The sequence below is a fragment of the Pseudomonas sp. GW704-F2 genome, assembly GCF_059423025.1.
The window spans coordinates 182,960-197,179 of the sequence record NZ_JBWKXO010000009.1 but is presented as its reverse complement, the minus strand read 5'-3'; the positions used below and the strand labels follow the sequence as shown (position 1 = coordinate 197,179).

The window sequence follows — 14,220 nt, the reverse complement described above, 5'->3', positions numbered from 1 at the left end:
GCCCACCACAACCTCTCGCTCGGCGTGGCCAACTCGATCACCGCGGTCGAGGAAGGCTGCGACCGCATCGACGCCAGCCTCGCCGGCATGGGCGCCGGGGCCGGCAACGCGCCGCTGGAAGTGTTCATCGCCGCCGCCGAACGCCTGGGCTGGAACCACGGCACCGACCTCTACACCTTGATGGACGCAGCGGACGACATCGTGCGGCCGTTGCAGGATCGGCCGGTGCGGGTCGACCGCGAGTCCCTGGCGCTGGGGTATGCCGGGGTCTATTCGAGCTTCCTGCGCCATGCCGAAATCGCTGCGGCCAAGTACGGTTTGAAGACCGTGGACATCCTCGTCGAGCTGGGCAAACGCCGGATGGTCGGTGGCCAGGAAGACATGATCGTCGACGTCGCGCTGGACCTGCTCAAACGCTGAACCGTGCATCCCCCCGTCCGGTCGCCCACGCAGCGGCCGGACGGTTTTGCTGTGCCCATTACAACAATAAAACGGGTATTTCCCATGACATCGCTAAACGTGCTGACACCGTTGTACATGGCGCGGACCATCGGTCTGTGCTTCCTCGTCGCCCTGATGGAAGGCCTCGACCTGCAAGCCTCGGGCATCGCCGCCCAAGGCATGGCGGCAGCGTTCCAACTGGACAAACTACACATGGGCTGGGTCTTCAGCGCCGGCATTTTCGGCCTGCTGCCCGGAGCGTTTCTCGGCGGTTTGCTGGCTGATCGCATCGGCCGCAAACGGGTGTTGATGGCCTCGGTGGCCCTATTCGGATTGTTCTCGCTGGTCACGACCATGGCCTGGGACTTCAACAGCCTGCTGGTTGCGCGCTGCCTCACGGGCGTCGGCCTGGGCGCGGCACTGCCTAACCTGATCGCGCTGACCAGTGAAGTGGCTGGCCCGCGCCTGCGTGGCAGCGCCGTGAGCCTGATGTATTGCGGCGTGCCCCTGGGCGCGGCGCTGGCGGCCAGCATTGGCATCGCGCAACTGGCCGGCGGCTGGCAAGTGGTGTTCTACGTCGGTGGTATCGTGCCGTTGCTGATCGTGCCGCTGCTGGGGGTTTATCTGCCGGAATCCGCGGCGTTTCGCAGCGTGCGCGACGCCGCGCCGATCAGTGTGGCCAGCGGGCTGTTCCGCGGGGGCGCGGCATGGCCGACCGTGATGATCTGGGTCAGCTACTTCTTTACGCTCATGGTGGTTTACATCCTGATCAACTGGCTGCCGAGCCTGTTGGTCGGCCAGGGTTTCAGCGGTTCTCAGGCCAGCTGGGTGATGCTCGCGCTGCAATTTGGCGCGGCGGCCGGCACGTTGCTGCTGGGCTGGGTCATGGATCGCCTGCCGGCCTGGGCGTTGTCGGCGCTGATTTACCTCGGCATCCTCGCGTCACTGACTGCGCTGGGCATGGCCACCCAATGGCACAGCATGCTGGCGGCCGGCTTCGTCGCCGGTTTCTTCGCCACGGGCGGGCAATGTGTGCTGTATGCCTTGGCCCCGCATTTCTATCGTCCGTCAATTCGCGCCACGGGCGTCGGCAGCGCCGTCGCCATTGGCCGGTTGGGTGCGATGAGCGGCCCGTTGGTGGCCGGCAAGATGCTCGCACTGGGCACGGGCACCACGGGCGTGATGATGGCCTCGGCACCCGGCATTGTCATCGCCGCGCTGGCGATGTTTTACCTGTCGGTACGCCGCAACCGCTGCCCGGCTGACTGAGCGCCAATCCGTACTCGCCTTCCGCGCCACGATGGCGCGGGGCTTACCCCTACAACAATAAAAGTGAACACTGCCATGCTCAGGAACTTCTTTCGGGGCGTCAGCGCCTGCACCTGCGTTTTTTTCGTAGACCAGGCCTGCGCCGCCGGTTTTGTCGACGACAGCCAGGCCGATCTGGTGATACGCAACTATTACTTCGATCGCAATTACGTGAACGCCACGCCGCAGGCGGCTGCCCGCGAGTGGGCGCAAGGCTTCATTCTCAACATGCGTTCGGGCTATACCGAAGGGCCTGTCGGCTTCGGCCTCGACGCCCAGGGTTTGCTGGGCGCACGTCTTGACTCCTCGCCCGCACGCACGGGCACCGGCCTGCTACCGTACAACCACCAGACCCGTGAACCGGCCAGCGAATATTCGGAGCTGGGCCTGACCGCCAAGGCCCGGGCCTCGAAGAGCGAGTTGCAACTGGGGACCATCAGCACGTTTCTGCCAATCGCCTTCGCCAGCCCTACCCGCCTGCTGCCGCAGACCTTCCGCGGCACGTACCTCAAGTCCCAGGAAATCGACAACCTGACCCTGCACGTCGGCTGGCTCGACCGCATCAACCTGCGCGACGCCACCCACTACCAGAAAATGTCGGTAGCCTCGCCCAACGGCCGCTTCAATGGCGCCGCCGAATCCGACCGTTTTACCTTCCTCGGCGGCGACTATGCCTGGTCGCCGCAACTGACGCTCAAGTACTACCACGCCGAACTGGCTGACCTTTATCGCAAGGATTTCTACGGTTTCGTCGACAATCGCCCGATGGGCCCCGGCCGCCTGAAAAGCGACGTGCGCCTGTTCGTCACCGCTGAAAACGGTGCCGCCAAGGCCGGCCCCGTGGACAATCGCAACGCCGCCCTGATGCTGACGTACAGCCTGGGCGCGCACAAATTCGGCGCCGGCTACATGCAACTGACCGGCAAGACCGCCATGCCTTACCTGTTCGGCACCGAGCCGTTGGTCATCACCGAAGGCACGCTGAGCTCGGAGTTCCTCAACCCCAAGGAGCGCAGTTGGCAGGTGCGCTATGACTACAACTTCGCCGCGCTGGGCTTGCCCGGGCTCAATGGCATGCTGCGTTACGTCAGCGGCGACAACATTGAGTTACCCAAACTGGGCGGCAGCAACCTGAAGGAAAGCGAAAAAGATATCGAACTGAACTATGTGCTTCAGAGCACGCCCCTTAAAGGCCTGAATCTGCGCGTGCGCAACGCATGGTACCGCAATGATTTCACCGCCCAGGCCAGCCATCGGGATGACAATGAACTACGGGTGAATGTCGATTACACCTGGAAGCTATGGTGAATGACCGCCCAGTGATTCATCTGGGCTGGGCGGATCGTTCAAATGTGGCCGTCGCATAGGCCTTCTGGAGCAACACAAACCCGGCCTCGGGCCGGGTTATCAGCCGACAAAAATGCAATCAGTGGATCCATAACAAACAGATGATCGATAATCGCCCAAATAAAACGCAATAAAACCGCAGAGCATGTTGACTCAAAGTGACGCACTTCATTTAATGGATCCATTAAATAAGAACAATCACTCGCCTGGAGAGTCACCATGTACCCCAAGAACACGTGGTATGTCGCCTGCACCCCCGATGAAATCGCGCAAAAGCCGCTGGGTCGGCAGATCTGCGGGGAAAAAATGGTGTTTTATCGCGGGCTGGAAGGCGCCGTCGTGGCTGTCGAGGACTTCTGTCCGCACCGCGGCGCGCCGCTCTCGTTGGGCTATGTGGAGAACGGCAAGCTGGTCTGCGGCTACCATGGCCTGGTCATGGGGGACGACGGCAAGACCGTCGAAATGCCCGGGCAGCGGGTGCGCGGGTTTCCCTGCAACAAGACCTTCGCCGCGGTGGAACGCTACGGTTTCATCTGGGTGTGGCCCGGCGATCAGGCCCAGGCCGACCCGGCGTTGATCCACCACTTGGAATGGGCCGTGAGCGACCAGTGGGCCTATGGCGGCGGTCTGTTTGACATCCAGTGCGACTACCGCCTGATGATCGACAACCTGATGGACCTGACCCACGAAACCTACGTCCACGCCTCCAGCATCGGCCAGAAGGAAATCGACGAAGCGCCGCCCGTGACCACGGTCGAAGGCGATGAAGTCGTCACCGCCCGCCACATGGAAAACATCATGGCCCCGCCGTTCTGGCGCATGGCCCTGCGTGGCAATAACCTCGCCGATGACGTGCCGGTGGACCGCTGGCAGATCTGCCGCTTCACCCCGCCCAGCCATGTGCTGATCGAAGTCGGCGTGGCCCACGCCGGCAAGGGCGGCTACCACGCTGCGCCCGAGCACAAAGCCGCGAGCATCGTGGTGGACTTCATCACCCCGCAAACCGAGACATCGATCTGGTACTTCTGGGGCATGGCGCGCAACTTCAATCCTCAGGACCAGGCACTGACCGCCAGCATTCGCGAAGGCCAGGGCAAGATTTTCAGCGAAGACCTGGAGATGCTTGAACGCCAGCAACAGAACCTGCTGGCCCACCCGACGCGCAATCTGCTCAAGCTCAATATCGATGCCGGTGGCGTGCAGTCACGCAAGGTCCTCGAACGGCTGATCGCCAAGGAGCGCGCCCTCGCGCCGCAACTGATCACCACGACCCGCGCCTGAACCGCGCGCTAACGCTACGAGGACTGAACATGATCGATGTGGTGGTGGTATCCCGCAACAACGAAGCCCAGGACATTTGCAGCTTTGAATTGGCCCGCGTCGATGGCCAGGCGCTGCCGGCCTTCAGCGCTGGCGCGCATATCGACGTGTACCTGCCCGACGGCGTGGTCCGTCAGTATTCCCTGTGTAATCACCCGGAAGAACGGCATCGCTACCTGATCGGCGTGCTCAACGACCCGGCCTCCCGTGGCGGCTCCCGTTGCCTGCACGAACACATACAGAAGGGCGCCCGCCTGCAGATCAGCGAACCGCGCAACCTGTTCCCGCTGGCGCACGAAGCCCGACGCAGCCTGCTGTTCGCCGGCGGCATCGGCATCACCCCGATCCTGTGCATGGCCGAGCGCCTGGCCCATGTCGGGGCTGACTTCGAACTGCATTATTGCGCCCGCGCCAGTGAACGCGCCGCTTTTGTGCAACGCCTCAAGGACTCATCGTTCGCCGAGCGCGTGTTCCTGCATTTCGACGAGCAGCCCCATACGGCAATGAACACCGCCCAGGTGCTGGCGGCGCCCGACGCCAACGTCCACCTGTATGTGTGCGGCCCCGGCGGTTTCATGCAGCATGTGCTCGACAGCGCTCGGGCCCAGGGCTGGCAGGAGGAATGCCTGCACCGCGAATACTTCGCTGCGGCGCCGCTGGACAGCAGCCTCGACGCGGGGTTTTCGGTGAAGCTCGCCAGCAGCGGCCAGGTCTTCGACGTACCCGCCGACCGGAGCGTGGTCCAGGTCCTGGAAAGTCACGGTATCGAGATTGCCGTGTCGTGCGAACAAGGGATTTGCGGAACCTGTCTGACCCGCGTGCTCGAAGGCATACCGGAGCACCGCGACCTGTTCCTCACCGAGCAGGAACAAGCGCTGAACGACCAGTTCACCCCCTGCTGCTCGCGCGCGAAAACCCCGCTGCTGGTGCTCGATCTCTGAAAGGCGTCACGCCGTGGGCAAAATGACCTTCATCCGCGCGTTGGCGGTCGCGGAACCGAAGATCTCGGCATAACGCAAGGTCGCGTTGGCGTGCTCGCGCATGATCGCTTCGGCCCGCGCGCCCTGGCGATTGACCAGGGCATCGAAGACCGAGTGATGTTGCATGTGGGCATAGTTGAAACGCCGGTATTCGCGGACCATGTCGTCGCGATCCACCGCCAGCGCGGTGACCGATGCGAACGGCAGGTGATCATTGCGTGCCAGTGCGTCGGCGATCGCCGGGTTGTGGCTGCCTTCCACAATGACGCGGTGAAAGCGCATGTTCAGGTCGTGATAGACCTCAAGGTCGTCCTCGGTCACGTACCCTTTGTCGAACAGTTGATCGCCTTCCACCAGGCAGCGCTCGAGCGTAGCACGCGCCGCGTCGGACAACCCGCGCTCGGCGGTTTGACGCGCAGCCAGGCCCTCGAGCACGCCACGCACTTCGACGGCGCCGGCAATGTCGTCCGGGCTGACCGAACGCACCTGATACCCACGCCCGCCAAACGGCACCAGCAGCCCTTCCTGCTCAAGGGTACGGAACGCCATACGCACGGGCATGCGTGACACACCGAACAGTTGCGCCGTGGGAATCTCCATCAGCCGCTCGCCCGCCGCCAACTCGCCGCTGGCGATCATCTTGCGCAGTGCAACCAGCACCAATTGACCGGGTTTACTCATCCAGGCAACTTCCAGAAAACGTGGGTCGCCATAGTACCGCTAGTAGTACCGCAAGTAGTACCGCAAGCATCCGACCGCGTCAGACGAACGCCAACGCCGCGCGTGCCGCGTCTATCGCGCCCAGGTGCTGCGCCAACCGGGACGGCAGGTAATCGAAAAAGAACCCGGCGCTTTGCAGCTTGGCGGCGCGCAACGGATCGTCCTCGGGCAATGCCCGGGAAACCCGAGCGGCCCGCGCCCATGCCAGGGCCAGCAGGGCCACGCCGCATAACTGGAGAAAGTCCGGCGCGGCCCGATAGGGATACTCGCTGTCTTCCAGCGCCCGTTCACGTATGGCCTCGACCACACGGGCCAGCGCGTCACACAGGCTGCCCAGCGCTTCGGCGAAACCTGCACACGCGGCGCATTGGCCGCCCTGCCCGGCCTCGGTGCGCAGCACTGCCAGCAGCAAGTCGAAGGCTCGCCCCTCATCGCCCAGCACCTTGCGCAGCAGCAGGTCATTGGCCTGGATCTCGTTGCTGCCCTCATAGATCATCGCGATGCGACTGTCGCGCAGCGTTTGCTCGATGGCGAACTCGGCGACGTAGCCGTAACCGCCGAAGACCTGCAAGGCATTGCTCGCCTGACGAAAACCCTGCTCGGTGAAAAACGCCTTGATGATCGGCGTCAGCAACTGCGCCAGTTGACCGGCGCACGCTCGCGCTTGCGGGTCCGGGTCGTGCTCGGCCTGATCGAGTAAATGCGCGGCCCAATAACCGATGGCCCGCATCCCCTCGCTGGCCGTGCGCAACTCCAGCAACACGCGGCGCATCGCCGGGTGATAACGGATAGGGTCAGCCGCTTGGGCCGATACCCCTTGCGGCCTCGACGGCGCACGCATTTGCACGCGCTCGGCGGCGTATTGCGCAGCGTTCTGCCAAGCCGCCTCGACATGCCCCAGGCCTTGCAGGCCGACATGCAGGCGCGCCGAGTTCATCATCACGAACATCGCCGCCAGGCCGCGGTTGGCGTCGCCGATCAGCCAGCCTAGGGCGCCGTCGAACACCAGCGAGCACGTGGCGCTGCCCTTGATGCCCATCTTGTGTTCAATGCCGTCGCAATGCACTGCGTTGGCCTGGCCGTCGTCCAGTCGCTTGGGCACCAGGAACAGTGAAAGGCCGCGACTGCCCGGCGGCGCATCGGGCAGGCGCGCCAGTACCAGGTGCAGGATATTGGGCGTGAGGTCGTGCTCGCCGCCGGAGATAAACAACTTGTTGCCCTGCAGGCGATAACGGCCATCGCCCTCGGGGGTCGCGCGACAGCGCAGCAACCCGACATCGCTGCCGGCCTGGGGCTCGGTCAGGCACATGGTGGGCAAGGCATGCCCACTGATGATCTCGGGCAAGTAACGCGCCTGCAACCAGGGCGCGGCGTGGGTCTTGAGGCAGAGGTAGGCGCCGTGGGCGATCCCGGTGTACATGGCCCACGCGTGGTTGCTGGCGTAGAGCATCTCTTGCAGCGCCGCGTCGAGCAGTTGCGGCAACCCCTGGCCGCCCTGCCCTTCAGCGCACGCCAAGGCCGGCCAGCCACCGTCGACATAGGCGCGATAGGCCTCGGCGAAACCGTCCGGCGTGCTGACCTGGCCGGCGTTCCAGCGACAGCCTTGACGATCGCCGCTACTGTTCAGGGGCGCCAGCACCCCCTGGCTGAAGCGCGCCGCTTCCTCCAACACTTGAACGGCGAGAGACATGTCCAACGCTTCGAACGCCGGAACATGGCTCCACGCCTGGGGGGCTTGCAGCCAATGTTCAAGCACAAATTGCATATCGCGCAGCGGCGCCTGATAGCTCCACATGGCAAACCTCATCGAATAAAAAGGAGTTACACCGTTGAACGCTCAACCGCGATAGGCCGGGTTCTCGATCAACAACGCCATGCCCTGCCCACCGCCGACGCACGCAGCGGCAATCCCGTAGCGCAGGTTGTGCCGGCGTAATTGCCCGGCCAGCGTCATGACCAAGCGCAGGCCGGTGGCAGCCAATGGATGCCCCACCGCCAGCGAACCGCCCTGGACGTTGAGCCGGGCGCTGTCCAGCTCCAGTTCCTGGGCCACCGCCAATACCTGGGCCGCCTGCGCTTCGTTGATCTCAAAACGGCCGATGTCATCCAGGCTCAACCCGCTGCGATGCAGCAGCAAGCGGATCGCCGGCGCCGGACCGATGCCCATGAACTCCGGCGCCACACCGACCACCGCGCTGGCCAGCAGCCGGGCCAGGGGCACACGCGGGCAGGCCGAGGCGCGCCCGACCAGGGCTGCCGCCGCACCATCGACCACCGCGCAGCTGTTGCCAGCGGTTTGCACGCCATTGGCATGCACGGCGCGCAAGCGTGCCAGGGCCGCAAGGTCGGTGGGCCGTGGGTGGCTGTCCTGGGTGACGGCAGCGGCGCGGCGTGCCAGGCTGATGCCACGCGGCTGATACCCCTCCAGCTCGAACACTTGGTTATCGACCGTCACGATCTCTTCAGCCCACGCACCGTCACGCTGCGCCTGCAACGCACGCTGATGGCTCGCGCAGGCGTAACGGTCCACAGCCTCGCGGCTCAGGCCATGGCGGCGCGCCAGGTGGTCGGCGGTGGCGATCATGTCCAGCCCCGGAGCCGGGTCGTATAGGGCTTCCCAGAGAAAATCCTTGAATTGCACTTCGCCACCGAGACGAAACCCATCCCGGTGGGTGTAGGCCGCAATCGGGTTGCGGGACATCGACTCACTGGCCACGCACAAGGCCAGTTGCACCTCGTCGCGCAGTTGCTCAGCGGCCTGGCGCAACAGCTCGAAACCCGTGGCGCAGATGCGCTGCACCCCCAGCGCCGGAACCGATTGCGCCACGCCGCTGTACAACCCGACATGCCGCGGCAGCAAATAGGCATCGAAGCTGGCCTGGGCCATGGAGCCGGCCAGCACGCTGTCCACCGCCAGCGGGTCGATACCGGCACGGGCCAGGACTTCACGGCCGACCTTGATCCCCAGGTCGATGGGCGAGACCAGGGACAAGGCGCCACCGAGGTCGACCCACGGCGTGCGTAGCGCCTCGTAAATCGCCACGTCGGCAAACGCCGAATACTGCCCCACGCCGCTCAAGGCTTGGGCTCGGCACGCAGGATCGCAGCATCTTCACCGCGATACAGCGCCTCGACCTTGGCCGCGCGCCATTGCAGTACTGCACGCTGGTTGATCGACCCCTTGTCGGTAATTTCCCCACGGTCGATAGACGCCGGCTCGTCGAGCAAGGCAATCCATTCCAAACGGCTGGCATTGCCGGTGGCGTCGCGATTGAGGCGCTGCAACCAGTCGCCGAACCATTGGCGCACCGGCGCGCTGGCGAGTACGTCGGCGTCGCTCGCGTCGGCGTTCAAGCCCGCCAGCCGGCGGCATTCGTAGAGCCTGGGGAAGACCAGGGCGCCCAGGCATTCGCGGTCCGGCGCGGCAATCACCAGGTCCTGCACATACGGCGAGCCTTCCAGCACCGCGCGATTGCGCAACGGCCCGACGCTGACAAACACCCCGGAGGACAGTTTGAAATCCTCGGCGATGCGCCCGTCGAACATCAGCCCCAGTTGCGGCCGATTCGGGTCGGCGAGCTTGATCGCGTCCCCCGAACAATAGAAGCCGTGCGGGTCGAACACCTCGGCGGTTTGTTCCGGCGCCCGCCAGTAGCCCGGCATGATGTGCGGCCCGCGGAAGCGCCCTTCGAACTTGCCGTCCACCGGCACCAGGCGCACCTCGCAGCCCGGCGCGGGCAAACCGATATAGCCGGCCATGGACAACGGCCCAGTGGTGAAGGTGCAGGATGGCGCGGCTTCGGTCATGCCCAGCCCGGCCATCATGCGGATGCGTTCTCCGCAGTGCTGTTCGGCCACCCGGTCGAGGCGGTCCCAGACACTTTGCGACAGGCCCGCAGCGGCGAAGAAAAACAATTTCATTCGCGCAAAAAAGCACTCGCGCAACTCGGCATCCTGCTCCAGGGCGCTGACCAATTCTTCCCAGCCCTTGGGCACCGTCAGATAGGCCGTGGGCGACACCTCCTTGAGGTTGCGCAGGGTCTCGGCAAACCCCTGGGCCGTGGGCTTGCCAGCGTCGAGGTAAAAGGTGCCGCCGTTGTAGAGCACGATGCCGACGTTGTGGCTGCCGCCGAAGGTGTGATTCCACGGCAACCAGTCCACCAGCACCGGCGGCTCTTCGCCGAACACCGGAAACGTCTGCAACAACATCTGCTGGTTGGCGCAGAGCATGCGTTGCGTGGTAATCACCGCCTTGGGCAATTTGGTCGAGCCCGAGGTGAAAAGAAACTTGGCGATGCTGTCCGGGCCGGTGGCATTGAACGCCTGATCGGCCGCACTGCCGCCCGGGGTTTGCAGCAGGCTCGCGAAGCTGACCTGGGTGCGTCCCGGCACATGGCCGCGCACGCAGATCAGCGGCGTCTCGGCCGGCAATACCGCGTCGATCGCGCGCTGGTAGGCCGCCGCATCGCTGACGAACACCAGCCCCGGCTGCAGCAGGTCGCATACATGCCGCAGCTTGGCGAAGTCCTGGGACAACAACGAATACGCCGGCGACACCGGGCAGTAAGGGATACCGGCGTACATCGCGCCGAGGGCCAGTTGCAGATGCTCGATGTCGTTGCCCGACAGCAACGCCAGCGGCTTGTCTGCTGACAGGCCGTAACTCAGCAAGGCCTGGGCAATCGCCCGCACGCTCTCAAGCATCTGCGCGTAGCTGACGCGACGCCAGTCACCATCGGCCTGGCGTGCGGCAATGAAGGTCTGCTCGGGACGCACCCGGGCCCAATGCACCAGACGATCGAGCAAGCGCGCCGGCAACTCGGCCAATGGCTCCAGGGAACGCATATGCAGCACGCCCTGCTCTTCAGTGACCGCCACCGGGGCGTGGCCGATGGAGACCTCGCGGTAGCGCGGTGCGGGCTGGGGTTGCGGTCTGAATTCGGAACTCACAAGGGTGTCCTCCAGCAAGGCGGATCACAGCCGCCTTGTTATTGTTATGTCGCGACGCCTGCTCAGATCGGGTAATGCCGCGGCCCGTTCTGCAAGGTCACCCAGCGCAATTGCGTGAAGTGTTCAATCGACGCCTTTCCGCCAAAGCTGCCGTAACCGCTGGACTTGACCCCGCCAAAGGGCATCTGCGCCTCGTCATGCACGGTCGGCCCGTTGATGTGGCAAATGCCCGACTCCACCCGCTGCGCCAGCGCCAACGCACGCCCGGTGTCGCGGCTGAAGATCGCCGCCGACAGGCCGAACTCGGAGTCGTTGGCCAGGCGCAGCAGTGCTTCATCACCGTCACCGCGCAGCAACACCGCCACCGGGCCGAAGGATTCTTCGCGGTACAAGCGCATGTTCTCGGTGACGCCATCGATCAGGGTCGGCTGCAGGATGCTGCCCTCCAACTGGCCGCCCGCGACCAGCCGTGCGCCCTTGCCCAGCGCATCGTCGATCAGGGCCTTGATGCGCGTACCGGCGCTGGCATCCACCAGGGAACCCAAGACCGAATCCGCCGCCGCAGGGTCACCGGCGCGCAGGCTGGCGACCTTGGCGGTCAGCTTGGCGATAAACGCATCGGCGACCTTGGCATCGACAATCAGGCGCTCGGTGGACATGCAAATCTGCCCCTGGTTGAAGTAGGCACCAAACGCTGCCGCGGCAACCGCCGCATCCAGGTCGGCGTCGTCGAGCACCAGGAGCGGCGCCTTGCCGCCCAGTTCCAGCAAGGCCGGCTTGAGGTGACGCGCCGAGAGTTCGCCGACAATCCGCCCGACATGGGTCGAGCCGGTGAAGTTGACCCGGCGCACCGCCGGGTTGGCGATCAGCCGTTCGACAATCGCGGCGGCATCGGCCGGTGCGTTGCTGATGACGTTGACCACGCCATCGCCCAGCCCGGCATCCTGCAAGACCTGGCCAATCAGGCGATGCACCGCCGGGCTTAACTCCGAAGCCTTGAGCACCACGGTATTGCCGCAGGCCAGCGGCATGGCGATAGCGCGCGTGGCGAGGATGACCGGGGCATTCCACGGCGCAATCCCCAGCACCACGCCGCACGGCTGACGCAGGGCCATGGCGAAACTGCCGGGCACATCGGAGGGAATCACTTCACCGGTGATCTGGGTGGTCATCGACGCCGCTTCACGCAGCATGTTGGCCGCCAGGCGCACGTTGAAGCCATACCAGTTGGCCATGGCGCCGGTTTCGCCGGCGGCGGCAATGAATTCGGCGCTGCGCGCCTGCAAGTGTTCGGCCGCCTTGAGCAACCGGGTGCGGCGTTCGTTCGGCGCCAGCGCGGCCCAGCCGGGGAACGCCGCCTGGGCTGCGGCCACGGCGGCGTCGGCATCGTCCAGGGTCGCGGCGGCAACCCGCGAAACCACTTCACCGGTCACCGGGTTGCGACGCTCGAAGGTTCGACCGTCACGGGCGGGGCACGACCGGCCGCCGATCAACAGGGGCACGTCCAGCATGGTGATTCCTCTTTATTGTCTTTATGGGGAATGCATTCAAGCGATGTCACAGTAGCGCCAGGGTGAGGCGGCGAACAGCGGGATGCGCCCGCCATTCGCCAGCCAGCCTCAGCGTTTGTACGTCTGCAGGCCGGGCTTGATGCTCTTGTCGTCGAGGAACTGCTTCATGCCCTGCTCGCGGCCGCCTTCGGTGTCGAGCAAGCGCGACTGATCGAGCTTGGCGTAGAGGTAATCCTCGTTCTGCTCCCAGGTCAGTTCGCGGCAACGCTTGAAGCCATGCTTGGCCGCCCGCAGCACCACCGGGTTTTTCTCCAGCAGGTTGCGCGCCAGTTCGATGGTCACTTCGCGCAGTTGCGCCAGCGGTACGCTTTCGTTGACCAGGCCCATTTCGGCGGCCTTCTGCCCGCCGAAGGTCTTGCCGGTCATGATGTAGTACAGCGATTGACGATGGCCCACGGTGTCGGCCATGGCCTTGCTCACCAGGTTGCCCGGTGGGATGCCCCAGTTGATTTCCGAGAGGCCGAAGGTGGCTTCGTCGGCGCAGATCGCCAGGTCGCATGCCACCAATGGGCTGAAGCCGCCGCCGAAGCACCAGCCATTGACCATGGCGATGGTGGGCTTGGCGTACATGCGCAGCAGTTTCCATTGCCATTGCGAGGCTTCGCGGCGGATTTTCTCCTGGAGGATTTCCGGGCCGGCATCCACTTCGCGAAAGTATTCCTTGAGGTCCATGCCGGCGGTCCAGGCTTCACCGGCACCGGTCAGTACCAGCACGCCGGCGTCGGGGTCCTGCTCCAGGGTTTCCAGGACGTCGATCATTTCGCGGTTCAGGGTCGGGCTCATGGCGTTGCGTTTTTCCGGGCGATTGAGAATGACCCAGGCAATGCCTTCCTCGATTTCAACCTTGACGGTGGTCCAACGGCCTTCGTAATTGCTCATGACGGTACGCTCTTGTTCTTGGTTGGAAGATGATTCGAAATTAAACCGCAAATATAGTTATGTCAATTAACTATTAACCTTGATAACCAATATTTTCCCCTTGTAAAACCTAAGCCGCTCGGGCGTTATGAAAAGCCGGCATAGCCATGGCTCGCGAATCTCGGCAAACTAGATAGCTTTCTTAACCTCCACCTTCTGAGGATTGCACTGTCAATGGCCAAGCCTTCCAACATCGCCGACGCCAACCTGGCCCTGCCCGACACCACCGAGGGGCGTGCGCCGCTGGATTCGGCTCTGGACGACCTGATCGGCTACGCCATACGGCGTGCGCAGCTCAAGCTGTTCCAGAACCTGATCGGTCGGCTTGCCGAGCACGACCTGCGCCCCGCTCAGTTCTCGGCCCTGGCGATCATCGAGCAGAATCCCGGCCTGATGCAGACCGACCTGGCTCGCGCGCTGGCGATTGAGCCGCCCCAGGTGGTGCCGTTGCTGAACAAGCTGGAAAGCCGCGCCCTCGCCGTGCGTGTGCGCTGCAAACCAGACAAGCGCTCCTATGGGATCTTCCTCAGCAAGACCGGCGAAACCCTGCTCAAGGCGCTCAAAGAGATCGCCGTCCAGAGTGACCTGGACTCCACCGCAGCCCTGGACGCTGAGGAACGTGCAGAGCTGCTGCGCTTGCTGAAGAAGGTGTATCAGGACTGACG

11 protein-coding genes and 1 pseudogene are annotated in these 14,220 nt (G+C 64.3%); 6 read left to right on the top strand and 6 right to left on the bottom strand.

Annotated features, from left to right (window positions below; translation table 11 throughout):
• From mhpE to AC07W0_RS10720, 5 genes and pseudogenes are all read left to right on the top strand, one after another.
• Nucleotides 1-420, top strand: a pseudogene (gene mhpE, locus AC07W0_RS10740) (4-hydroxy-2-oxovalerate aldolase); the annotation flags it as partial.
• An 84-nt stretch (nucleotides 421-504) separates the two neighbouring features.
• Nucleotides 505-1,710 carry a 3-(3-hydroxy-phenyl)propionate transporter MhpT gene (gene mhpT, locus AC07W0_RS10735; RefSeq protein ID WP_102617398.1) on the top strand — a complete coding sequence of 402 codons (1,206 nt, stop codon included), beginning with the start codon at nucleotides 505-507 and terminating at the stop codon, nucleotides 1,708-1,710.
• 75 nt (nucleotides 1,711-1,785) lie between these two features.
• The gene (locus AC07W0_RS10730) at nucleotides 1,786-3,057 is read left to right on the top strand and encodes an OprD family porin (protein WP_102617399.1); all 1,272 of its coding nucleotides are present in this window, start codon (nucleotides 1,786-1,788) and stop codon (nucleotides 3,055-3,057) included.
• Between the two features lie 258 nt (nucleotides 3,058-3,315).
• On the top strand, nucleotides 3,316-4,377 hold the full coding sequence (locus tag AC07W0_RS10725) for a Rieske 2Fe-2S domain-containing protein (protein ID WP_017847926.1): 1,062 nt from the start codon (nucleotides 3,316-3,318) through the stop codon (nucleotides 4,375-4,377).
• Nucleotides 4,378-4,406: 29 nt separating this feature from the next.
• The gene (locus AC07W0_RS10720) at nucleotides 4,407-5,357 is read left to right on the top strand and encodes a PDR/VanB family oxidoreductase (protein ID WP_017847927.1); all 951 of its coding nucleotides are present in this window, start codon (nucleotides 4,407-4,409) and stop codon (nucleotides 5,355-5,357) included.
• Nucleotides 5,358-5,363: 6 nt separating this feature from the next.
• Here AC07W0_RS10720 and AC07W0_RS10715 read toward each other — a convergent pair whose 3' ends face one another.
• From AC07W0_RS10715 to AC07W0_RS10690, 6 genes are all read right to left on the bottom strand, one after another.
• On the bottom strand, nucleotides 5,364-6,077 hold the full coding sequence (locus AC07W0_RS10715; protein WP_017847928.1) for a GntR family transcriptional regulator: 714 nt from the start codon (nucleotides 6,075-6,077) through the stop codon (nucleotides 5,364-5,366).
• A 79-nt stretch (nucleotides 6,078-6,156) separates the two neighbouring features.
• Nucleotides 6,157-7,911, bottom strand: a complete 1,755-nt coding sequence (locus AC07W0_RS10710) for an acyl-CoA dehydrogenase family protein (RefSeq protein ID WP_102617400.1) — start codon at nucleotides 7,909-7,911, stop codon at nucleotides 6,157-6,159.
• 42 nt (nucleotides 7,912-7,953) lie between these two features.
• Nucleotides 7,954-9,195 (bottom strand): thiolase family protein, encoded by a 1,242-nt coding sequence (locus AC07W0_RS10705; protein ID WP_102617401.1) that lies wholly within the window; start codon nucleotides 9,193-9,195, stop codon nucleotides 7,954-7,956.
• Nucleotides 9,192-11,066 (bottom strand): feruloyl-CoA synthase, encoded by a 1,875-nt coding sequence (locus AC07W0_RS10700; RefSeq protein WP_046383961.1) that lies wholly within the window; start codon nucleotides 11,064-11,066, stop codon nucleotides 9,192-9,194. The genes AC07W0_RS10705 and AC07W0_RS10700 overlap by 4 nt, the downstream gene beginning before the upstream one ends.
• A gap of 62 nt (nucleotides 11,067-11,128) precedes the next feature.
• Nucleotides 11,129-12,577, bottom strand: a complete 1,449-nt coding sequence (locus AC07W0_RS10695) for an aldehyde dehydrogenase (protein WP_017847932.1) — start codon at nucleotides 12,575-12,577, stop codon at nucleotides 11,129-11,131.
• 108 nt (nucleotides 12,578-12,685) lie between these two features.
• Nucleotides 12,686-13,516, bottom strand: coding sequence for a p-hydroxycinnamoyl CoA hydratase/lyase (locus AC07W0_RS10690; protein ID WP_017847933.1), 831 nt, complete (start codon nucleotides 13,514-13,516; stop codon nucleotides 12,686-12,688).
• A gap of 213 nt (nucleotides 13,517-13,729) precedes the next feature.
• Here AC07W0_RS10690 and AC07W0_RS10685 point away from each other — a divergent pair, with 213 nt between their 5' ends.
• The gene (locus AC07W0_RS10685; RefSeq protein ID WP_046383963.1) at nucleotides 13,730-14,218 is read left to right on the top strand and encodes a MarR family winged helix-turn-helix transcriptional regulator; all 489 of its coding nucleotides are present in this window, start codon (nucleotides 13,730-13,732) and stop codon (nucleotides 14,216-14,218) included.
• Nucleotides 14,219-14,220 lie beyond the last annotated feature (2 nt).